18 protein-coding genes are annotated in these 24,693 nt (G+C 31.1%); 13 read left to right on the top strand and 5 right to left on the bottom strand.

Annotation, left to right across the window (positions count from 1 at the left end; all coding sequences use genetic code 11):
* Positions 1 to 351 precede the first annotated feature (351 nt).
* From CHB67_RS12645 to CHB67_RS12630, 4 genes are all read right to left on the bottom strand, one after another.
* Positions 352 to 4,227: a PAS domain S-box protein gene (locus CHB67_RS12645; RefSeq protein WP_089382153.1), complete on the bottom strand. Its 3,876-nt coding sequence runs from the start codon at positions 4,225 to 4,227 to the stop codon at positions 352 to 354.
* Between the two features lie 3 nt (positions 4,228 to 4,230).
* The gene (locus CHB67_RS12640) at positions 4,231 to 4,773 is read right to left on the bottom strand and encodes a heme NO-binding domain-containing protein (protein ID WP_089382152.1); all 543 of its coding nucleotides are present in this window, start codon (positions 4,771 to 4,773) and stop codon (positions 4,231 to 4,233) included.
* 23 nt (positions 4,774 to 4,796) lie between these two features.
* Positions 4,797 to 5,936: an FIST signal transduction protein gene (locus CHB67_RS12635; protein ID WP_089382151.1), complete on the bottom strand. Its 1,140-nt coding sequence runs from the start codon at positions 5,934 to 5,936 to the stop codon at positions 4,797 to 4,799.
* A 169-nt stretch (positions 5,937 to 6,105) separates the two neighbouring features.
* A complete protein-coding gene (locus tag CHB67_RS12630; RefSeq protein ID WP_089382150.1) occupies positions 6,106 to 7,452 on the bottom strand; it encodes a sigma-54-dependent transcriptional regulator in 1,347 nt (448 codons plus the stop codon).
* A gap of 296 nt (positions 7,453 to 7,748) precedes the next feature.
* Between CHB67_RS12630 and CHB67_RS12625 the strand changes: the two genes are divergently transcribed.
* The 13 genes from CHB67_RS12625 (at position 7,749) to CHB67_RS12565 (ending at position 22,629) form a co-directional block, all read left to right on the top strand.
* Positions 7,749 to 8,117 carry an Hpt domain-containing protein gene (locus tag CHB67_RS12625; protein ID WP_089382149.1) on the top strand — a complete coding sequence of 123 codons (369 nt, stop codon included), beginning with the start codon at positions 7,749 to 7,751 and terminating at the stop codon, positions 8,115 to 8,117.
* Between the two features lie 20 nt (positions 8,118 to 8,137).
* On the top strand, positions 8,138 to 8,524 hold the full coding sequence (locus CHB67_RS12620) for a response regulator (RefSeq protein ID WP_089382148.1): 387 nt from the start codon (positions 8,138 to 8,140) through the stop codon (positions 8,522 to 8,524).
* A gap of 55 nt (positions 8,525 to 8,579) precedes the next feature.
* On the top strand, positions 8,580 to 9,779 hold the full coding sequence (locus CHB67_RS17425; protein ID WP_217900270.1) for a sugar transferase: 1,200 nt from the start codon (positions 8,580 to 8,582) through the stop codon (positions 9,777 to 9,779).
* Between the two features lie 31 nt (positions 9,780 to 9,810).
* Positions 9,811 to 10,551, top strand: a complete 741-nt coding sequence (locus CHB67_RS12610; RefSeq protein WP_089382147.1) for a TolC family protein — start codon at positions 9,811 to 9,813, stop codon at positions 10,549 to 10,551.
* Between the two features lie 4 nt (positions 10,552 to 10,555).
* On the top strand, positions 10,556 to 12,946 hold the full coding sequence (locus CHB67_RS12605) for an exopolysaccharide transport family protein (protein WP_141119721.1): 2,391 nt from the start codon (positions 10,556 to 10,558) through the stop codon (positions 12,944 to 12,946).
* Between the two features lie 11 nt (positions 12,947 to 12,957).
* Positions 12,958 to 14,343, top strand: a complete 1,386-nt coding sequence (locus CHB67_RS12600) for a lipopolysaccharide biosynthesis protein (RefSeq protein ID WP_089382145.1) — start codon at positions 12,958 to 12,960, stop codon at positions 14,341 to 14,343.
* 2 nt (positions 14,344 to 14,345) lie between these two features.
* Positions 14,346 to 15,824, top strand: coding sequence for an O-antigen ligase family protein (locus CHB67_RS12595; protein WP_089382144.1), 1,479 nt, complete (start codon positions 14,346 to 14,348; stop codon positions 15,822 to 15,824).
* A 52-nt stretch (positions 15,825 to 15,876) separates the two neighbouring features.
* On the top strand, positions 15,877 to 16,821 hold the full coding sequence (locus CHB67_RS12590; RefSeq protein WP_089382143.1) for a phosphoribosyltransferase family protein: 945 nt from the start codon (positions 15,877 to 15,879) through the stop codon (positions 16,819 to 16,821).
* A gap of 54 nt (positions 16,822 to 16,875) precedes the next feature.
* Positions 16,876 to 18,060, top strand: a complete 1,185-nt coding sequence (locus CHB67_RS12585; RefSeq protein WP_089382142.1) for a glycosyltransferase — start codon at positions 16,876 to 16,878, stop codon at positions 18,058 to 18,060.
* 66 nt (positions 18,061 to 18,126) lie between these two features.
* The gene (locus tag CHB67_RS12580) at positions 18,127 to 19,287 is read left to right on the top strand and encodes a glycosyltransferase family 4 protein (RefSeq protein ID WP_089382141.1); all 1,161 of its coding nucleotides are present in this window, start codon (positions 18,127 to 18,129) and stop codon (positions 19,285 to 19,287) included.
* A 6-nt stretch (positions 19,288 to 19,293) separates the two neighbouring features.
* The gene (locus CHB67_RS12575) at positions 19,294 to 20,505 is read left to right on the top strand and encodes a glycosyltransferase (protein WP_089382140.1); all 1,212 of its coding nucleotides are present in this window, start codon (positions 19,294 to 19,296) and stop codon (positions 20,503 to 20,505) included.
* Between the two features lie 20 nt (positions 20,506 to 20,525).
* Positions 20,526 to 21,716, top strand: a complete 1,191-nt coding sequence (locus CHB67_RS12570) for a glycosyltransferase family 2 protein (RefSeq protein WP_089382139.1) — start codon at positions 20,526 to 20,528, stop codon at positions 21,714 to 21,716.
* Between the two features lie 13 nt (positions 21,717 to 21,729).
* Positions 21,730 to 22,629: a TIGR01777 family oxidoreductase gene (locus CHB67_RS12565; protein ID WP_089382138.1), complete on the top strand. Its 900-nt coding sequence runs from the start codon at positions 21,730 to 21,732 to the stop codon at positions 22,627 to 22,629.
* Positions 22,630 to 22,722: 93 nt separating this feature from the next.
* On the opposite strand, the gene CHB67_RS12560 is transcribed toward CHB67_RS12565, so the two are convergent.
* Complete coding sequence (locus tag CHB67_RS12560; protein WP_089382137.1) at positions 22,723 to 24,540, bottom strand: fasciclin domain-containing protein; 1,818 nt, start codon at positions 24,538 to 24,540, stop codon at positions 22,723 to 22,725.
* Positions 24,541 to 24,693 lie beyond the last annotated feature (153 nt).

The following is a 24,693-nucleotide window of genomic DNA, read 5'->3' as shown; positions in this document are numbered from 1 at the left end:
AGGTTTAGATTATAGTTAATTTGAACTTTTACTTGCCTTTTTTTCACTCTCTTAAAATAATTATTCCAATATATTAGATTAAATAACGTGAATCTAAAATCAATATTATTGATTAAAAAACAATCTCTAAGGAAATAAAGCTGTCTATCTTCAAACAAAAAAAGTTAAAGAAAAATGAAACCATTTTGACAGTAATAAGTTTAAGCTGCTCTTTGAGATAAAAATAAACTGAAATAATCATAAGTGCGAAAGTTACACAAACCTTAAAAATAGGGTTTAACTTTGATAAACTGACCCCTATAAATATGTACCCACATTTTATGAGATTACGCCCCCTAAAGAAACTTTCCCTTATACTGTTTTAGCTTTAACCCTCTGCAATTCAACTAAAACGCGTTTAATTGTATTTTCTAAATAAAGAATCATAGCACTCAATTCTTCCGAATCGCCATAGATTTCTGCTTTCACTTCAATTTCACGTACTTCTTCCTTCAACAAATAAATTCCAAGAGTATCTATCGATGGTTTTATTTTATGGGCAATTTCTCCAACCTTTTTAAAATCCCCTACTTCATAAGCTTGCCTCATTTCAGTAATTGAAAGTGGGGTTTCATCAATAAATAATTGAATCATTTTATTTATAAAAACCTGATTACCTTTAGCAATACCCTCAAGTTTACTTAAATCAAAAAGCGGTACTTTATTTATTTTTTCATGTTCAGAAATAACTGATTTTTTTTCTTTAGACTTCCCTAATAAAGAAGAAACTATGTACAAAAACTGATCTTCATCAAAAGGTTTTGATAAATAATCATTCATACCTAATGAAAGACATTTTTCACTTTCACCTTTGATAGCATTTGCTGTTAAAGCTATAATTGGAATATTAGATTTTAATTCATTTCTAATTGCTTTTGTTGCCTCATAACCATTTAAAACAGGCATTTGTATGTCCATTAAAACTAAATCACATGGATGCTCCTTTACATGCTTCACTGCTTCCTCTCCATTCTCCACTTCTGAAACGACAACCTCATATTCATTTAAAATTAGAGTCGCCACCATTCTATTCATTTGATTATCATCAACAACTAATATTTTTTTATCCTTTAAAATATTCTTATCTACAAATGAGGCATCCTTTTTCTGAATATCTTGCTGCCCTCCTTTTTCAAAACTAAACTTTAAATATACCGTGGTTCCTTTGCCTTTTTTACTTTCAACCAAAATCTCACCTCCCATTACATCAACCAAAGATTTCGTAATGTTCATCCCTAAACCGGTACCTCCATGGTTTTTAGACATAGATACATACTCTTGGCTAAATTTCTGAAATAATTGCTCCAAAAATTCAGGTTCCATACCTGTTCCAGTATCCGTTATTTTTATTTCAACATTTTGCGAATCTTCTTTATCATTTGTAACCGCAAAACGTATATCAACCCCACCTACTGTTGTAAATTTAATAGCATTTGAAATAAGGTTTAATAAAATTTGATTTATACGGAACGGATCACCTAACAACACGGAGCTCAATTGTTCATCGAAGAAAGAATTTGTAAGTGCCAAACCTTTCTCTTCTGCTTTATGCATCATCACCTTCATAGCTCCTTCAATAACTAGTTTTGGATCGAAGCCTATTTTTTCAAATATTAGCTTACCTGCTTCTAGTTTTGCAAGATCTAATACATCATTAATAATTACCAAAAGGTTTTCTGAAGCGCTAGAAATAGTCTCTAAATAACTTCGTTGCTTGTCGTTCAAATCAGATTTCTGTAATTGACGACTCATCCCCATAATAGCATTCATTGGAGTTCTAATTTCATGACTCATATTCGCTAAAAAGTTCTGTTTAGTTTGGGCTAATTCTTCTGTTACTTTTTTAGCTATTTTGAGTTCTTTTTCCATTAAAATACGACTCGTAATATCAACTGCAAATCCTATTACATAAGGCTTTTCTCCCTTTTCTTCTTTTAGATAGTTGTTATAAAAACTATATACAATATTCCCATCCTTATGAAGCACTCTAAAAATACCTGTTGCCTCTTTATTTTCTTTTATTTTATCTAAATAGTTTTCTTGAAATAATGCTTTGTCTTCAAGCGGCATAAAGTCTTTTAAGGAATGTCCAACTACCTCATCATCATCATACCCATACAATTTTTTAACCATTGGGTTTACACTCATGAAATTCCCATCCATATCATGGGTAGTTATGATGGCTAAACTATTATCGATAACATCTCGGTATCTTTTTTCACTGTTAGCAATTTCTTTCTGAATATTTTTAATATAGGTAATATCAATACCATACCCTATTACCAAATCAACCTTATTACTGTTATTGATAACAGGATACATATTACGCATCATAAATTTGCTAGTACCATCCTTTTGTTTAAGCTCTTCTTCCCAACTTTTAAGCTGCTTACTTTCTAAGACTTCCTTAAACACTTTTTGTCTACCTTCTAAAATATGAGTTGGTTTATTTCTTCTTTTTATATAATCCTCATCTTTTTTTCCAACAATCCATTTCCTTAACTCTTCATCTTTAATTCCTTTTGGATTGATATAAAGGTAACGATGGTTTGTATCAAATACAGCTATATCTGAAGGAATATTATCTAGAATCTTTTCATAGAAAACACGCAAGTCTTCTAATTTTTTATCAATAGCTATTTTTTCAGTGATATCATTATACATCCATAAATGCCCATCATACGTTCCGTCACTCCAAATTGGCACAAAATCACGTTCAAACACACGACCATCAGTCAACTCTAATATTTCACCTGTAACTAATTCTTTATTTTTTAGTCTTTCAGAAATCCCTGAAACGAACAATTCTGGATCTACAAATAAATGCTTGAATTTAGCATCCATATTTGAGCAATCTTCCCCTATCAATTCCTCTGGGTCAACGTTTATTTTAAATAACTCACAATAGCGTTTATTAGCTAAAGCAACAGTCTCGTCTCTATTTTCTAATAAAATACCATCGTGAAGGTTCGCTATTAGTGAAGCCATTCTGCTTGCAGCTGCTTTTATTTTCTCTTGTGCCTTTTTTTCAGAAGTAATATCTTCTTCTAAAGCGAAAAAATGAGTTACTTTTCCTTTTGCATCAAAAATTGGTTGGCCATTGATTCTCAACCAATAACCTTCACCTGATTTTTTATAATTGTAAACTTCGCAAGTAAAAGGTAATGAATTCTTTATCTGGTCTCGCATGTAAGCAACGCTATCTGGGTTTGTTTTTTCTCCCTGTAAGAACTTACCTGGCGTTTCTCCTTTTACTTCTGATAAGGTATAACCCGTAATTTTTTCAAAAGCCTTATTTACCCATTCCAGTTTTCCTTTTGAATCTGTAATTATTACCGCATTTGTAGTTTCTTGAACAATAAGCGATAATTTTTCTAATTCTTGTTGGTTTCTTTTTTGCTCGGTAATATCTCTACCGTAAATATTTATATATCCTTCTTCAGGCATTGACACGCAACCAAAAGAGTAATCAATATCATTAGATCTAGCTTCAAAACTCCACCTTTTTATGTTTTTATCAATACTTGATATGATAAACTTAAAAAACAAATCATTTCTATATACATTACCGTCATATTCAATAAAATCAAGATTAGATGCTGCAGGATTATTTTGAATTAAATCACCTTCATAATTTATCCTTATGTTTGGATCAGGATTTTGCTGAGGAAATAAAGCGATATCATAAACTTCCTTGTTAGCTCTTTTTAAATCATTTTTTTGCTTCACAACTGTTGTAACCAACTCTTTAAGTTCATCGTTGGTAATTTCTTGTGATTTCAGCACATTCAACAAATCAATAATTGGATCGTGCTTTGCAAAATCGTTAATTATTAAATTATTTTCTTTTAATTGTTCAATAGAGCCAAACCAAGGAGAACCAACAAATATAATATTTTCGGTTGCTTCAAGGTACTCAAACTGACCACGTAATTTTAGTTTTTCTGAAGTTACAGACTCTAAAACAATTAAGTGATCTTCTAATTTAATTAAATCACTAAAAGAATTAATTTCAGTGTAGGGTCTTGGTATTTTAAAAAACTCATTAAAGACTTCCACTTTTTCAAAATCATATAATTTGCTTATTGATTCTCCATAGGAAATAACTTTCATTTCCTTATCAATCAATATATAAAAAGGGAAAAGTCGATTTAATTGTTTTTTATTTAAGGAAAAGGAGTTAGCCATATTTTACCAGGTTACTTTGAATATTTCATGAGTGCTACCATCATTGCGACTTTGTAATAATTCTACAACGGTATCTACTTCATACATCTTTCCTAATCCACTCATTAAACCTCTAACAAATTCCTGTAACCCTTCACGTTTAGAGTGGTAATGCACATGAATAGAGTTTTCTTCAATATTACTTACTTTAAATTCGGGTGGTGTTAATTTAGGATACATCAGCATAATTCGGTTATGAAACAGCGGTAGATTTACGAGAAATTCTTTCAAATTATTCCCTCCAGACTCCATTAAACCACCATATTTTTCTTTACCTGTTTTTAATACCCACCATTCACCAAACGCTTGCAAAACATCACCTACTGAAATACCTAATACTTCTGCTGCAGCTTCAGCCAATTTATAAGTCACATCATCGTCATAAGGCTCATTACTTAAGAAAAAGTCTATATCAACAGCGCTTTTTTCTTTTACGGCATCCCATTTATCTTCGCCAAAAGTTTCAGTTATAAGATCTTGAATAGCTTTATTTACAATACCGTACATAGTTATTTTTTTTAAATTATTAGTTAATCCTCATAAAAAGAGGTTATTGTCATAGTTTGATTGTGCAACTGGCAATCTCCTCCTTCATTAAAAGGTGAAATTTCACCATAGGAATAAAAACCTGCCAATAATGTTTCATCATTGAAAGACTTGCTTACTGCTTTTACTTCTTCATCAATTTTTTCACCTAAAACAAGTTTACGCCCTACACAGCTAATTAATATTGCTAAATCTGGTTGATTTTTACGTTTAAGTGAAGTTTGAGAAGCCGCTTGTGATGCAGCATTTGTTAATTTAGTAAAATTAGATTTCATAAACCTAACCTTTGAACCAACGGGAACATCTCCAGCAAATGTCATACTTTTTTCTTCTTCATTAATCGATAAAATGGTACGAACAATAGGCTTGCTAGCTCCTGGAATAACTACTGACAAAGGATACAAAAGCGCAGCTCCAGGTAAATTTTTTGATTCAGGCCCTAAATACTTTTTATAAAGCTCCAATGCATTTTGACCCCCTAACTCAAACAATACATTATCTGTAGATTTTGTTATTCTTTTTTCTAAGCCAAAAATATCCCAACCGCCTTGAGACCCGTGTTCAACAGTTAAGTTATTTCCATAAAACCCAATAGCAATAATTTCACCCTCTTTAGGTTGTTCGTTCAACCCTAAAAGTGTAGACTGAAAATCGGCACCATCACCAGCTAGTCCGCCAGTAATTAAAACATCTTTATTTATTTGTGTTGACAACCCTTTAACTAGTTCACTTCCGTTTACTAAGCTTCCATCAGACAAGACCATTAAATACGCTAAATTTTCTTTTGCTATTTTTTTAACGAGGCCAATACCAGCATGATAACTATTGTTATAATCTTTAATATTGATGGTTTTTGCTTCAATTTTTGTTTTATCAAAACTCATTGCAACTGCCACTAAGGAATCACTATAAACATCATTTTGGTAAATTTCTCCAGCTGTACTACACATTGAAATTAATGCTGAAGGAAATTTAGATTTAACTGTCGAATAAATGCTATCAATTTCTAGCATCGTTTTAGAACCGAAACATAAAACTAAATTAGCCTTATCATCTTCTAATGATTGACTTTTTTCATGCTTTATCCAAACGTTTTCAGAAAACTTATAAAGTGATGTATTCATAGTAATAATATTTAACTAATGGGTTGTTCATTAATCTAACCATACCGTTAAAATTATACCAAAATAAAAATAACGACTAATCATTTATATTTCAGTAATTTAAATTAAAAACCCATTCGTATTTTTTCCGTTTTTTAGAAATTATTCCAAAATATGGAATTAAATAAATTTAAACTAATTCACCGTCTTTTATCATTTTGTAAATAGTACTCTTGCCAATATCTAAAGATTTAGCAGTCTCAATTACATCATTATTATTTTTATTCAAATAATATTTTACAATATCACAAGTATGTTGTCTTAATGTTTTTTTCTTTGTTAAAAAAACTTCTCCACTTTTTGTTGGTGTGTAGGTGATATCATTTTCAGTTATTTCATTATTTTCACAAATAACCGCAGCCAATTCAACTATAGCTTTTAGTTCTCTTACATTTCCAGGGAAGTAATATTGTATTAATTTATCTTTTGCTTCTTTTGAAAAACGAATGACTCCCATATTGTTTTCTTTAGCGAACTCATTTAAAAAATGTTTTGAAAGAATTAAAATATCATTTTCCCTGTCACGCAAAGGAGGCAATTCTAAAGGTAAGCCCATGATTCTAAAAAAAAGATCCTCTCTAAAATTTCCTTTTCTTACTTCTTCTACCAGGCTACTATGCGTTGCTACAATTAAGCGAACATCTAATTTTATATTCTGGTTTCCTCCTAACCTAACCAATTCTCTTTCTTGAAGTACACGTAACAATTTAGATTGTAAACTCAAATCTAATTCAGCAATCTCATCTAAAAACAAAGTTCCTCCACTAGCTTCTTCAAATTTACCTAACTGACGAGCTATGGCACCTGTAAAAGCACCTTTTTCATGACCAAAAAGTGTACTCTCAATTAAACCTTCAGGAATTGCAGCCATATTAACTGCTACAAAATTATTTTTTTTTCTGGAGCTATTGTAATGAATTGCTTTTGCAACTAACTCTTTACCTGTTCCTGTTTCGCCTGTAATTGAAATATTAATATTTGTTTTTAAAGCTTTCTCCATCATTTTAAAAACACGCTTCATAACATCACTCTGACCGATAATAGATTTATCAAAAGAATATTTTTGACCTAATTCTTCGCGCAAATGCTCAACTTCCTTTTTTAAGGTTTGTGTTTCTCGAATACGCAAAATACTATTCCACAATAAATCTTTTGTTGCATCATCTTTTATCAAATAATCACTAACTCCCATTTTAAGCAAATTCACAGCCACAGAAACGTTTTCCTGGCCACTAATCATGATAACGGGAACGCTTGGGTTAATGTCTTGTATTTTTTTTAAAAGTTTATCTCCGGTAATATCAGGCAATGAGAAATCTAAGGTAATCAAGTCGGGTTGAGGCCACATTTTTGAAAGCAATTCTTTTCCTGTTGAAAACAGTGTCACTTTATAATCTGGATTTAGACTTAAATGATGTTTCAATATTTCACCGTACCAAGGATCATCCTCAACAATAAAAATAGTATAAATAGCCATAAAATATTAAAAAGACTTTAGCAATTTATTATGATATGCAACATCATAATACTATTGCAATATAGAGATTTTTTCCAAAATATAGACTAAAAACACGCCTAAAAATAAAAGTACTTCTAATTTAATTAACGTAACTACCTTTCAAAAAAACTTCAATTTAAATATCATATTTTAGAAAATACTTCTTCTTGAAGATAACTTTTTCTAACTTAATTTACAAAACAACAATTTAAAAACTTAATTTTTTATATCAAATGTTGTATATTTATTCCAACTAACCATTCATACATAAAAACATGCAGTTTACCCCTAACTCAGATCTGCCTGCAGATAAACCATACGATTTAACTTTAATTGATAAAATGTGCCGTGGCAATCAAGAACAGGTAGCTAAAATGGTTAAAGTTTTTGTGAATGAGGTTTCTCAATCTGTTAAAGAGATCAATTTAGCTTATTCTGAAAAAGATTTTCCAGCAATTAAAAAATTAACACACAAAGTGAAACCTACCCTTACTTATTTTGGTGTAGAAAAATTACAAAAAGAATTACTTCAACTTGAGGCATTATTATTGAAAGATTTTGAAATAGCCGAATTAGAATCAAGCATACAAAAACTAACGTCTTTAACAACAATGGTTGTTGAAAAAATGAATACAGATTTTTAATTAAACTAAAACACAAACCCATGAAGAAAAAAATATTAGTAGTAGATGACGAAATAAGTATTTGCCTTTTGCTTGAGAATTTCCTTTCACAAGACTACGATGTTGTTTCGCTAAACAATGGATCTGATGCTCTTGAGTGGTTAGAAGGAAATCTACCTGACCTTATCATCAGCGATATTCAAATGTCTAAAATGGATGGTTATGAATTTTTAACAAACGTAAGAAAAAGAGGATTCACAAAACACACTCCTTTTTTAATGCTATCAGCAAGAGCAGAAAGTAAAGAGCGCATCAAATGCTACAAGCTTGGCGCGCAAGATTACTTAACCAAACCTTTTAACCCTGAAGAACTTGAAGAATTGGTTAAAAAAAATCTTTTCCCGATTCATTATGCTATAGAATGGTAATTGAGTGATTAAAAGCTATTAAAAAAATTGACTAAACTAACCCCAACAAACAATTATGAGTACACATTTAAACATACTTTACATTGGGAATGAAGAAGCATCTTTAGAACTGCTAAATAAGCAAAAAAATATTTCTTTAACTATTGTTAACAACAATCTTGCAGCTGTAAACTTTCTTAATTCAAATGAAAAACCAACCACTATTATCTGTGACTATAATTTAACGGGTAGTAATGGATTCTTTTTATTTGATTGGGTACGTGAACGCAGTGAATTTAACACAACCTCTTTTATCCTACTAACTAAAGAGTTTAGTGTTGATTTATTCAAACTAGCATTCGAGAAACGTGTTGATGATTTTTATGTAATATCACCTAAGCTATCAGAAAACCTATTAACAAGAATTCAATTTCTTTACAACTTCAAAAATAAAACAACACCAACTGAACTACCAGTTCAAAAAAGCGATGGCTACCATATGCCGTTCACCAAACGCTTATTCGATATTTTTGTGGCTGGTTCAGTACTTTTAGTAGCTTCTCCTTTTCTATTACTAATTATCATTGCAATTAGATTGGAATCAAAAGGAAAAGTGTATTACATTGCCAAAAGAGTTGGCCGTAAAACGTTCGACTTTTATAAACTTCGTTCTATGCGAACAGGTTCAGATGAATTGTTAAAAAAACTAGCCAAAGAGAAAAATCAATACAATACAGGAGCCGTAAAAACTAAAGATCCATTAGATGAACCCTGCCCAAGATGTAGTGAGTTACCTGAAGGAAAATCTTGCTCTCCAATGATGTATGTAGACACACACCATATTTGTGATTACTGGCACAATCATCAAAAATCTGAAGCTGCGAAAAACGATTCAACCTTTGTTAAAATTGTTGACGACCCAAGAGTTACCAAAGTTGGAAAATTTATTAGAAACACAAGTATTGATGAATTACCTCAACTTATAAATGTACTAAAAGGCGATATGTCAATTGTTGGAAACAGACCTTTACCAGTTTATGAAGCAGAGTTACTTACAGCAGATACTTTATCAAAACGTTTTTTAGCCCCTGCAGGTATCACAGGCTTGTGGCAAGTAGAATTAAGAGGAAAAGGTGGCGACATGTCTGAAGACGAACGGAAGCGCTTAGACAACGAATATGCCGATCACTTTAAGGATGGTAATTTTTCTTTTTGGTACGACATTAAACTTATATTACGAACAATACCTGCACTTTTTCAAAAGAGTTCAGTTTAACAAAAAAAACTATATTTAGAGTAATTACATAATGAGAAACATTTCTAAATTTATTCTTTTCATCATCTTTAACTGTTGCTATATTAACATTGCTTCGGCTCAAACTAGTGAAACAAAAAGTACTCCGAGGGAAATACTATTACCTCCTCTTGAAGATTTAATTGAGGCTGCAATTACACACAACCCAACTATTGAATTTAGAAGATTAGGTGTAGAAAGAAGAGAATCACTGGTAAAAACAGAACGTAATTACTGGACACGCAACTTTGGTTTTCAAACAGATGCGGAATATGGAAATTTATACAACAACTCATTTAGTGTAGAAGAAAATACACCAAACCTATTATCTACCTCAACTACACAATTTAATTATGCGGTTGGTTTATATTTAAAGTTTCCTGTTTTTGATATTATAAATAGAAAACAGCAAATTAAACAAGCCCAATTAGAAGTAGATGAAGCTATAAGCATGGAAGAAAGCATGAAAAATGAAATACGGGAATTGGTTATAAAACAATATCAAGCTATTATTTTAAAACAAAAATTACTAAGTATCAAATCTCAAAACATGGGAAATGCAAGGATGAATATGGAAATGGTTGAGAAAGAGTTTAGAAATGGAGTTATTACAATTTTAGAATATGCACGTATTTCTGATGTAACTTCTAAAATAGAAGTAGAATATGAAACAGCGAAATCAGATTATTTTTTAGCAAAAAAATTACTTGAAAACACCGTTGGTTTCACATTCGATAAAATTAATTCAAATTAGAAGAATGAAGATAATTGAACTTATAAGATTGATATTGAAAAATTTAGCACTGTTAATTTTAGTGCCTTTTTTACTTGCATTGTTGGTTTTAATACTTACTAGTAAACCAAATTTTGAATATTCATCTGAAACTATGTTATATACTGGTCTTGCCACCGGATCATCCATAGAAATGGATAAAACATTTAATTATTTTGCTACAAATATTGCTTTTGATAATTTAATAAACATTATTAATTCAAGAGAAACTCAAGAAGAAGTCGCAATACGGTTATTAACGCTTCACCTAATGTTACCTGAAGCAAATCCAAAGTACATCTCAAAAAAGCTATATGATGAATTCAAACTAAAAATCCCAACAAATTTAAGTGAATATATTGCCACAGATCATAACAGCACATTATCTCAAGAAATCTCATTACAAACAAATGAATCTATCAATCTTACATTACCTCCAGAAATAAACCGTGTAAACTACGAAAAAACTGTTCAGAATTTAACAAACTTAATGAAAAGCAGTAACGATAATTTTGTGTATGAGATTCTAAATTATGATGATGATGATCATTATTCACTTAAAGCATTATCAAGCATTAAAGCACAAAGAATAAACAGTAGTGATTTGATAAAATTAAGTTATACCGTTAACGACCCTGGTATTTGTCAACAAACTCTTGCTATTTACAATGATGTTTGCATCAAAAACTACAAAAACATAAAAGAAAACAGATCAGACGCAGTAGTAAAATACTTTGAAGAACAACTTGCACACGCACGCACAGCATTAAAACAAGCTGAAGATAAGTTATTGGAGTTTAACAAATCATACAAAATTATCAACTATTACGAACAAAGTAAAGCTGTTGCTGTAGTTAAAGAAGATATGGAAGTTGACTACAATAACAAAAAAGCTCAACTTGCAGGAACACAAGCAGCCACCAAAAGACTTGAAGAAAAGTTACAAGTTCGCCAGCAAATACAACTAGAAAACAATGAGATTTTAGATAAAAAACGAGAATTAGGCGACATTAATTATCAAATTGCTTTATTAGACCCTCAAACAGGAGCTAGTACTGACGAGGAAACGCTTTTACTTTTAAATAAACTAAAACAAAAACAAGAAGCTTTAAACAACGAAATTAAAGAAAGTGTAAATCAAATATACAAATATGAAAACTCTATTGATGGAGTACCTATTAACAAGGTACTTCCAGATTGGATGAACAATGTAGTAGAAGCAGAAAATTTGAAGGCTAAGATTCGAGTTATGGATCAACAGAACAAAAAATTTGAAGAACAATATGCCACATACGCACCTGCAGGAGCTAATATAAAAAGAATTGAACGAGAAATCTCAGTATCAGAACAAGGATATTTAGAAATTCTTCATGGCTTAAATCTAGCTAAACTAAAATTACAGGATAACGAACTTTCAGCAAACTTAAAAACAATTGACCCTCCGTATTACCCACTATCTCCAAACCCAACTAAAAGAGCAATCCTTATTATTGCAGCGGCATTTTTAGGCGGCATTCTAATTTTGGCTACCATATTGGTGATGGAATTTTTTGATGAAACTTTAAAAAACACAAAAAAAGCTAGTAAAATTTTAGGCTTACCTACTTTAGGAATGATGCCAAAATTAATTTTAGACCCTGGAAATATTCAATTGCCCTATGTACAAAAAAGATTGATAGAAATAATTACCCAAAATATACTCCAATTTTTCAGCACACATGCTTCCGAAGAAAAAGTAAAAACCATTGCTGTATTTAGTACGCAAAAAAAAGAAGGAAAAACGGTGCTAGCAGGAAACATTGCTAAAACCTTAAAGTCGGAAGGAAAAAAAATACTATTTCTTAACTTCTCTGGAAAACAAGAACCGTTAAAACAACAAGGTAAATTTTCGTTCATCAATAAAATTTTAGGATATTCAGACCCAAGAGTAGACATTAACAATCCGTTTTTAGCAGATGTTTCAAGTTATTTAGCACCTTCAGAATTTCACACCATTCCAATTGATGAAAAGTTTTATCAAGCAAAAAGTTATATCGACATTATTGAACAAAACAACATAAAACTTGATTTTACTCCAGATTATGTAATTATTGAATTACCTGCTTTAATTTATAATAATTATCCTTCAGAATTAATGTCTCGTACAGGTTTAGACATTCTTATTTGCAGAGCCAACAGAGTCTGGACAGAAGCAGATCAAACTGCATTAAGCAATTTATTAGAAACCGATGAATCAAAAATTAACTTTATTGTGAATGGTACTAATATTAATGAAGCTGAATCTATACTGGGAGATTTACCAAAAAAGAGAAGTAATTTCAGAAAAAAAATTAAAGCCATATTTAAGTTTCAATTTTTCAATAAAAACGAAATATAACTGTTTCATAAATGAAGAAACTAAAAAAAATTGTACGCGAAGATAATTTCTTGTCATTGACAGGAAATGTTGTGATTGCAATTTTAGGCCTTGGTGGTTTTGCTTTATTAGCCAGAAGTTTATCCTTAGAAGTTTTTGGTGAATGGGTTTTATTTGTTACGGCAGGATCTTTTGTTGAAATGTTTAGATTTGGAATTACAAACACCGGATTAATAAGATATCTATCTGGGGCTGATGGTTCTTCTAGAATTAAATTAATAGGCTCTAATGCTTTAATTGGTCTAGGAGCCACCGTGTTAATAGCACTGATTTTAATACTGTGTAATACGCTTTTTAATGAAGCCATTCAAAACTCTGGCTACAGCATATTTTTCACTTGGTATCCATTATTAGCTTTTTTAAACTTACCGTGGAACAACGCCTTAGTTGTATTGCAAGCCGACAGAAAGTACGCCCAAATTTTAGCGCTCAAATCAATAAATAGCGGATTCTTTTTTCTGGTTATTCTAATAAATTTTATAATGTTAGATTTAACTCTAACACAATTAGTAATTGCGCTGCTTATTATTAATGCCGTTACCTCTTTAATGAGTGTTGTTTTAGGCTGGGATGGAATTCAATTAATTACAAAAGCAACAAAAGAAACCAATAAGACATTATTACACTTTGGAAAATACACTACGTTTACACTTATAGGAACTAATTTATTAAGAAGTGTAGATACATTAATTTTAAGTTTAAGTCCGCTAGGGAATGCTGCTGTAGCACTTTATAGCATTCCTTTAAAACTTACCGAATTACAACAAATACCCTTACGGAGCTTTGCTGCAACTGCTTTTCCAAAAATGTCTAAAGCAAGTGTTCAGCATAAAATTGAAGAAGTTAAAAGTTTGTTTTATGTGTACTCAGGTGCTTTATCCTACTTATTTGTATTTATAAGTTTATTCACCTTTGTATTTGCTGAGTTTTTTGTGTTCATCCTTTCAGGAAATCAATATTTAGAAACGGATCCTATTACCGGTTTTAATGTGGTTGATATTGTTCGCGTGTTTTCAATTTACGGATTACTATTACCAATAGACCGAATGACAGGTATTGGTTTAGACAGTGTAAACAAGCCTAACATCAATGCTATAAAAGTATTTGTTATGTTAATTGCCAATGTAATAGGAGATTTAATAGCCATATTTATTTTTAAATCTCTAATTATGGTAGCAATAGCTTCCATCTTATTTACAATAATAGGAATTTGGATGGGAATGTATTTTTTAAATAAAGAATTATCCTTGTCTTTCAAAGAAATTTTTACCAGCGGAATTCTATTTTATGTATCACTATTTAATAAGGCTACAGGAAACAAATATAAACGCTTTGTTAAAATTGAAGAGAATCATTAACTATGGCCGAAAACTTCAACATAAACCCATTTAATAACTATTCTGGTTCTGAAAACTTAACCAAACCAGTAAATATGTTGTTGTTATTTGCTGTTGTGGTCTTTTTTGCAATTATAATAGCTAAATTAAAAATTATTGGTATTGGATTATCTCTTGCTATTTTCGGTGGTCTAGGTTATTTTTATTACCTGTTTAAGTACCCTATTATTGGTTTTTACACAGCTATAGCTCTCAACTTTATATTACTCGGCTTAGGAAGGTATGTAAAAGGACTTCCTTTAGGTTTTGGAATAGACGGCATACTCATTTTAACTTATTTAGCTTTAATTATGAATAAGTTTAGAACTGGAATTGATTGGACTCCTGCTAAAAAAGATGTTACCTTACTGGTAGCAATATGGTTTGGATATAGTATTTTTCAATTAGCAAACCCTGAAGCTAGAAGTATAGCAGCTTGGGTTTCAGGAAGAGGTATTGGTTTTTATCCATTTTTGTTTGTTCCACTTACTTTGTACTTTATAAATACTCAAAAAAAACTAGATTATTTCTTTTATATATGGGCCTTTTTCTCAATTTTAGGTACATTAAAAGGAATTATGCAAATGACTATGGGTGTAGACTTTGCAGAACAAGAATGGCTAAACGAAGGAAGCTACAAAACACATATTTTATTTGGCAAATTAAGAGTATTCTCATTCTTCAGTGATGCTGGGCAGTTTGGAGCAAACCAAGGATTTACAGGTGTTGTATTTTTAATTTACGCCATGTCACAGAAAAAACTACTCTATAAATTATTCTTCATTTTCGTTGGCCTTTTTGGAATATATGGCATGGTAATATCTGGGACAAGAGGTGCTTTAGCTGTTCCAATTGTAGGTTTTATGGCTTATTTTGTACTAAGTAAAAACATAAAAGTTCTTAGTGTAGGTTTTGCTTTTTTAATAGTTGTTTTTATATTCTTTAAATACACATCCATTGGTCAAGGAAATGCTCAAATACGGAGAATGCGTACAGCCTTTGACCCTAATGATGCTTCTTTACAGGTAAGACTAGATAATCAAAAGATTCTTAAAAACTATTTAGCCTCAAGACCATTTGGAGGAGGTATTGGTCATGGAGGTACCAAAGCACAGCGTTATTTACCACACGCATTTCTTTCTAATGTAGCAACAGATAGTTGGTATGTTTTAATATGGGTAGAGCAAGGTATTGTTGGCTTGTTACTACATTTAGCTATTTTGTTTTACATTATGGCTAAAGCAAGTCTTATAGTAATGTTTAAAATTAAAGACCCCTATTTAAACTATAAAATAGCAGCATTAATTTCAGGAATGGCAGGTATTATGGTTGCTTCCTATGGAAACGCCGTTTTAGGTCAAATGCCAACCGCATTATTATTTTACGCATCCATGGCAATTATTTTAAATTCAGATGTTCTTGAAAAATCTTCTGAAAACACAGAACCAAAATCCGCAAAATAGTAATAGTTAAAAAGTAAAAAAAACAATTTATAAAATATTAAAACTCCCTGTTATGAATTATAGAAACGTTAGAGAACTAAACAACATAATACTTAAAAGATTAAGTATTATTCCACGTGATTTCGATTTAATTGTTGGAGTTCCAAGAAGCGGTATGTTACCTGCAAACTTATTATCATTATATCTTAACAAACCTTATACTGATATACACTCATTTTTAAACGGACATATTTATAAGGCAGGAGCACGTAGTCAATTTTTTGATGGAGATGGTTTTAAAAAAGTGTTAGTGGTTGATGATAGTATAGCTTCTGGTTCAGCAATGACAGAGTGTAAAGAAACATTAAAGCATTTAGAATCTAAATTCAACATAAAATATTGCGCCATTTTTGTAATTCCAGGAAAAGAAAAAATGGTAGATTATCATTTTGAAGTCGTACCATTACCAAGGTATTTCCAATGGAATATTATGAACCATACCACTTTAGAAAAAGCTTGTTTTGATATTGATGGTGTTTTATGTCCGGATCCACTTCCAGAACAAAACGATGACGGTGAAAAGTATATTGATTTTATTTTAAACGCACCACCATTATTTATTCCAGGCAGTAAAATAGGTACAATTGTAACTTCTCGTTTAGAAAAATACCGAAGAGAAACTGAAATTTGGCTGAAGGCAAATAACATAAAATACAATGACCTTGTAATGCTTGATTTACCTGATATGAAGGCTAGGCAAAAAGCGAACAATCACGGAGGGCATAAAGCAAAAGCTTACATGTCTAAACCTTATGTACTGTTTGTTGAAAGTGAAATAACCCAAGCCATACAAATAAATCAACTGACCAAAAAGCCCGTTTTATGTACTGCAAATTTTGAAATGATTTATGATTCTGAATCTTTTATGTACAACCTTAAAAGTGGCAAACACGTTCCTTTCTTAAGAAAATATGCTTTAAAAGTACGTGATAAATTAAAATCCATGAAAAATAAATAGTAATATATTTAGAATAGTAGCTTAAATTTCAATCAACAATAAAACCATACTAGTATGCTAATATTTAATACAATTCAAATCATTATTCTAATTCTAATAGGATTAGCAACTCTGTATATTTTTGTATTTTCAATTGCAGGTCTGTTTTACAAACAACGCACTTATAAACCAAGTGCCGATTTGAAAAAAATTGCCGTACTAATTCCAGGGTATAAAGAAGACGAAGTTATTATAGAAGTAGCTAATGCTGCCTTACAACAAAACTATCCATCCAATCTTTATGATGTAGTAATTATTGCGGATTCTTTTTTAGAAGAAACTCTCAATGAATTAAAATCGCTACCTCTAAAATTAATTGAAGTTAGTTTTGAAAAAAGCACAAAATCCAAAGCATTAAACAAAGCTATGGCTGCATTGACTGACAAATATGATATTGCCGTTATTTTAGATGCTGACAATTTAATGGAAACTGATTTTTTAAAAAAAATAAATACCTCTTTTGAACAAGGACATATAGCTGTGCAAGGACACCGAACAGCTAAAAACACAAATAATTCTTGGGCAATTTTAGATGCTGTTAGCGAAGAAATTAACAATCATATTTTTAGAAAAGGGCACATTGTTTTAGGACTATCTTCAGCAATAATTGGGTCAGGAATGGCATTTAAATACGATTTTTTCAAATCTTTAATGTCAACCGTAAAAGCTGTAGGTGGTTTTGATAAAGAAATTGAATTGAAAATGTTGAAAGATGGACATAAGATAGCATACCTTAACGATGCAATGGTTTATGACGAAAAAATCCAAAAAGCAGAAGTTTTTGGAAATCAGCGAAGACGTTGGTTATCTGCTCAATTGCATTATTTCAGAAAGGACTTTTTGAGTGCTTTAAAAGATCTTATCCTTAAAGGAAATGTTGATTATTTTGATAAAGCCATTCAATTTATTCAACCACCAAGAGTATTATTATTAGGAAGTGTCATTATTTTTGGCGGACTTTTTATCCTAAGTAATTATCTATTAGATAATGAAATCTATTTTTCAATAAGTTGGCTTATTGTTGCTACAGCGTGCGTCTTGTCTTTTCTATTTTCAATACCAAAAAGCTTCTATACTATGAAAACATTAAAAGCTGTAGCTAGTTTACCAAAAGGAATGTTTACGATGCTTCTTTCATTACTTCGAATAAAGGGAGCAAACAAAAAATTCATTCATACTAAACATAGTTCAAACACATAAAGAATTAAACCTTAAACTTCCTAAAAACAATAATTAGTTAAATATATACCTCAAAAAATAAAAGATATGAAAATAGGAATTGAAGGACAACGACTTTTTCGCAAGAAAAAACATGGTATGGATATGGTTGCTTTGGAGTTGATAAAAAATCTTCAGGTAATTGATACAAAAAATGAATATTATATTTTTGTAAAACCTGATGAAGATGATACCGTTTTAAGTGAAACTCCTAATTTCAAAATTATTGAATTAGAAGGTGGTCCATACCCTACTTGGGAGCAATTTGCACTACCTAAGGCTGCCAAAAAATACGGTTGTGAAATATTGCATTGTACAAGTAATACTGCGCCATTTTTTACTGATATTCCTTTAATAACAATTCTACATGACATTATATACATGGAAAGTAGTTATTTAACAATATTGAAAAGTAGTGCAAGTACCTATCAAAAGTTTGGTAATGTTTACCGAAAACTTGTGGTACCCAAAATCGTTAAAAAAAGTACAAAAGTGGTAACTGTTTCACATTTTGAAAAACGTAGAATTGCTGAATTTTTCAATATAAGTAATAATCATAGATTGGAGGCTATTTATAACGGAGTAAGTACTCATTTCAAACCAATTTCAGATGAAGCTGAATTGAAAAGAGTAAAAGAAAAATACAATTTACCTGATAAATTTTTCTTTTTTCTTGGCAATACAGATCCTAAAAAAAATACAAAAGGAACTTTAAAAGCTTTTTCAGATTTTTTAAAACAAAGCAAATCTGATTACAAATTGGTCATGTTAGATTACGACACCAATGAATTGGAAAAATTACTGGATGAAATTGGAGACAAACAACTCATCAATCATATTGTTTTAACTGGTTATGTAATAAACACAGATTTGCCAGCAATTTATTCGTTATGTGCTATTTTCTTATATCCTTCTCTACGCGAAAGCTTTGGTATTCCTATGTTAGAAGCTATGGGTTGTGGCGTTCCGGTAATCACTTCAAATACATCATCAATGCCTGAAGTTTCTGGCGATGCTGCACATATCATCGATCCATACAAACCCGAAGAAATTACAAAGGGTATCATTAAAATTCTTTCAGAAAAAGAATATTCAGAAAATCTATGTAAAAAAGGTTTAGAACGCAACAAATTATTTTCTTGGGAAAATATGGCAAAAGAGTATTTAAAACTGTACAAACTTATTCATCTTGAACATTCTAAAAAATAATTCTCTATGATAAAAGATAAAAACATTATTTGTATTTCACAAACAACTTGGCATGGTGAATTTACCAAATCTACCGTTCAATTGTTATCACTTCTAGCTGAACATAATAACGTGTTTTTTGTTGAGTATCCATTTACGTTGAAAGATGTTGTTATGAGCTTATTAGGCAAGCAAAAAGCTCAAGTTGGCAGAATGCTAGGTCTTAAAAATAGAATAGTTGATGAAAAAACTGAAAACGGATCCATTGTTAAACACCTTGTAATGCCACCAGTTCTTCCAATAGACTTCATAAAAAACAAAACTGCTTTTAAATTTTTATTCGGAATTAACACCTATTTGTACAAACGCCAACTATTGAAGGTTATAGAAAAGTATTCGCTTTCAAACACCATAATTATGACTGCTTACAACCCAATGTACGGACTTCCTATGATTGGGCAACTTAATGAATCTTTGAATGTTTACTATTGTTATGATGGTATGGATACAAGAAGACATAAATCTAGAATTTTTAATATTGAAAAAGAATTTTGTAGCAAAGTTGACGGTATTATTACTACTTCCGATTTTTTAAATTCAGAAAAGAAAAAGCTAAATAGCAATAGTTTTGTTGTAAAAAACGGTGTTGATTATAAGTTATTTGTGCCTTTTGCTAAAAAATCAGTTTCAAAAAGTACAACTCCAAAAAAGATAGGCTACATAGGAACGTTAGACCAACGATTTGACATAGATATGGTTGAACATTCAGTTAATGAATTACCCGATGTACTCTTTGAATTTACTGGATACTTACTAAATAACACCATTGTTGAGCGCTTATCTAAATACCCAAATGTTTCATTTTTTGATCCAATAAAAGCAAATGAAGTTCCTAAATTATTAGCAAAATACGACTTAGGTATTATTCCATACATTATGGATGAAGTCAATAAAAATATTTATCCGTTAAAAATTAATGAATACCTAGCTGTTGGAGTTCCGGTTGTTATGACTGCTTTTGCCAATCTTACCGATTTTAAAAACATCGTTCAAGTTGCCAATACAAAAGAGCAATTTAAAGAACATATTTTAAATGAACTAACCAACGATAACGATGCATTAATAAAAGAAAGAATTGCTTTTGCTAAACAAAATTCTTGGGAAGGAAGAGCTGTAGAGTTTGGAAATATACTAGAGAAATTTTACAACGAAAAGTCTCAAGAATCTTCATTGAAATAAAAAAACTAAAATCACCCCTTATGGAAGCATTAAAAATCATTTTTTGGATATTATTATTTATAGCTTTTTACACCTACGTTGGATACGGAATTTTATTATATGTTATTATTAAAATCCGTAGGTTTTTAAACATTGGTAAAAAAGTAGCAATAGAACCTAATTACGAGCCCGAAGTTACATTATTTATAGCAGCCTATAATGAAAAGGATTATGTGGAAGCTAAAATGAAAAACTCTTTAGAATTAGACTATCCTAAAGAAAAACTAAACATTGTTTGGGTTACAGATGGTTCTGATGATGGTACGCCAGATTTATTAAAAGGATACCCAAACACAACGGTACATCATTTAGATGCTAGAAATGGAAAAATTGGAGCCATGAACCGCGGAATGGAGTTTGTTAAAACACCTATTGTTGTTTTTAGCGATGCCAATACCAACTTAGGAAAAGAATCCATTAGACGCATTGTGAACCTTTTTGGAAATGAAAAAGTAGGTTGTGTTTCTGGAGAGAAAAGAATCATAAATAAAGAAAGTGATGTAGCATCTGGCGCTGGTGAAGGCTTGTATTGGAAATACGAATCTGCTTTAAAAAAATGGGATGCTGAATTGTACTCGGTAGTTGGAGCGGCTGGTGAGTTATTTGCCATTAGAACAGATTTATACCGCCATGTTGAAAAAGATACGTTATTGGATGATTTTATCATTTCATTAAGAGTAGCACAAGACGGTTATACAATTCAATATGATCCTGAAGCATATGCTATTGAAACAGCTTCAGCAAATGTAAATGAAGAATTAAAACGTAAAATTAGAATTTCCGCAGGCGGAATTCAGTCTGTAGTTAGGTTAAGTTCGTTGCTAAATATTTTTAAATATGGCACACTTTCGTTTCAATATATTTCACATCGAGTTTTACGATGGACGCTAACTCCACTTTGCTTAGTACTTTTAATTCCTGTTTCATTTGTATTGGCTTATAATGAAGGAATTTTTGATTTTGGTTTGTATTCAATTTTATTTTGGTTGCAAATTCTATTTTATATTGTAGCCTTAACAGGTTGGTTCTTAGAAAACCGATCCACAAGAATAAAAGCATTGTTTGTGCCGTATTATTTTTTTATCATGAACTTATCAGTTGTATTGGGCTTTTTTAGGTATATGAAAAAATCACAATCAGTAAACTGGGAACGCGCTAAAAGAGCGCAATAAATTAAAACCAAAAATGGAGACTATTTTAATTACTGGAGGAACAGGCTTAATAGGAAAGCACCTTTCTAATATTTTAAGAGCCAAAGGCTATAACATAGCTATTTTAAGCCGATCAACTTCTGGCAATCCTAATGCGTATTTTTGGGATATTGAAAAAGATTTTATTGAACAAAAAGCAATTGAACAAGCCGATTATATCATCCATTTAGCGGGCGCTGGAATTGCCGATGAGCGCTGGACTAAAAAACGGAAAAAGGAACTAATTGATAGTCGTGTTAATTCTACCCAACTTCTGTATGAAAAAGTGGTGAAATTCAACCCAAATTTAAAAGGTTTTATTGCTGCTTCAGGTATTGGATATTATGGAAGTGTAACTTCAGAGAAAATTTACACTGAAAACGATGCAGCTGGAACAGATTTTTTAGCTACTACTTGCAAACTATGGGAAAAAGAATCTATGAAATTTGATGCTATAAATATTAGAACCGTTATTTTAAGAACTGGGATTGTGCTTTCAAAAGATGGAGGCGCTTATGAAAAAATTAGCAAACCTATAAAAATTGGAGTTGGAGCTCCCTTAGGAAGTGGCAAACAATATATGCCTTGGATACATATAACCGATTTATGCAATATGTATTTAAGCGCCATAGAAAATAATGAGCTACACGGTATTTACAATGCAGTTGCTCTTGAGTATGTTACGAATAAAGAATTTACTCATAAAATAGCATTGAACTTAAATAAAAAAATTAGTCTTCCAAATGTTCCTAGCCTTGTACTTAGAGCACTCTTAGGAAAACTTGCTGTTATTTTATTAGAAGGAACTAGAGTTTCAGCTGAGAAAATATTAGCTACTAAATTTGAGTTCAAATATGCTTCATTAAAAGAAGCCTTAAAGGAAATAAATTCTTAACCTAAACTTCCATGATGTTCATATAAAAAGATTTGGGTTGGTAACTTAACGTTACCAACCCAAATCTAACCAAACTTAAACCTATTATTTATATTATAAAGCAGGGATTAATACTTTATCTACTACGTGAATTACTCCATTGCTTCCGTGTATGTTTACTTCATTTAAAATTGCATTATCTTCTGTTTTGTCTTCTATCACTATTAAAGCATCAATAATAGATTTAATTTTAAGTGTTTGACCATTTAACATTCCTATTACCTGACCTTCAACTAAATCAGTACTAAATACTCTAGCAGGAGCAGCATGGTAAGTTAAAACTGTTCTTATTTGCTCTTCCGTTAATGTAGCAATTAGGTCTGATATTTCTCCAAACGCAGCATCAGTTGGAGCAAATACTGTTACATTTTCTGCTGCTTTTAAAGCTGCTGTAACATCACTGTAAGTGTCAGAAGCTAGTAAACTAACTAGTACTGTAAATTCTGAATCATCTCCCATATCAGACAATGCTATTGCAATATCAACAACATCTCCTGATGGTGGCATTAACGTTCTATCAATAGTGTGTACAACTCCGTTACTCTTCTCCATATCAACACCTGTAATTTTAGTTAAACCGTTAATTAAAACAACACCATTATTTAAATACCCTAAGTACATCATTTGATCTGAACTTAGCGTTGTTGCCATTCCATCTTCAGGCAATTGAGTTGATAAAACCTTAGCTCCTAAAACATGGTATAATAAAATTGGTGTTAAAGCTTCTTTATCTAAACCATCTAAAGAAGTAATTCCTGCGGCGATAAAAGCAGCGTTATCTGGAGCGAATAAAGTTAGATCATCAGTTGTTGAAACAGTTTCTAATAATTCAGCTGTTTTTAAAGCTGCAACTAAAATTGTGTAATTAGGATCGAATAAAATAACTTCTGAAATTGTACCAACTGCAGTTGCTGCATATGAAGGTAATAAAACAGATTCTACAACATGAACAACCCCATTTATAGCCTTAATATCTTCTGCGATAACTTTTGTTCCATTAATCTTTACACCATCTGTAATATCAACAGTTACACTTTCATTAGGTAATAATGTTGGTACATCTCCATTCGTTAATTCATTAGACATTACAGCACCTCCTAAAATATGATAGGTTACAATTTCTTTTAACAAACCAATTGGTAAATCATCAATACTTTCTTTTCCTAAGGCCTTTAAAGTTGCATCAAAAGCTTCATCAGTTGGAGCAAAAACCGTTAAATCTGATGTAGGATCACTAGCCGCTGCCAATAAATCAGACAATTCAGGTTTTAATAAAGCTTTTACCAATATTTTAAAATCATCGCTTCCTGATGCAATTTGTACTATTGTTTGTGATGCAAAATCAGCAGGTAACAATACCTCATCAATAACGTGAATAACTCCGTTTGAAGCATCAATATCTGCAGCAGTAACCATTGAACTTCCGTTTAAGGTTACCATACCACCTGATAAATCTACATCTATAGATTGACCAGACAATAATGTTCCCACCGGACCATTAGTAAGGTCTGATGAAGTTACCTCTCCACTTACTACATGGTATTGTAAAAGCGCTGTAAGTAAAACTGGGTTACTTATTATATTGTTTAATGTCGTTGGATCTAGTTTTGCAAAGGCAGCATTTGTAGGTGCAAATACTGTAAAGGGTCCTCCATTAGATAACACATCGTCTAATTCTGCCGCTACAATAGCGCTTACTAAAGTTGAAAAGTTAGGATCTGATTTTGCTATTTCAACAATGTTTTTTGAAGACATTGGAATATCATTATCATCATCGTCATCACAACTCACTACAAAAAGTGAGAAAGAAATCATAAGAACTGAAAAGAAAACATTTGAATGTTTTTTAAGAATTGATTTTAGATTTTTCATTTTTAAATTGTTTTTGTTTATATTATTATAGTTTTAGCTCAACAAATATATGCAAAATATTTCATTTTGTTTACTTTTAATTTAATTTTAATAAACAATTTAAGTTTACACAGAAGCTTAAAGCTATAAAAAAACGTTAAACAACCTGTTTTT

Source organism: Lutibacter agarilyticus (assembly GCF_900188235.1).
Lineage (GTDB): Bacteria > Bacteroidota > Bacteroidia > Flavobacteriales > Flavobacteriaceae > Lutibacter > Lutibacter agarilyticus.
This window is presented reverse-complemented; position numbering and strand designations above follow the sequence as displayed.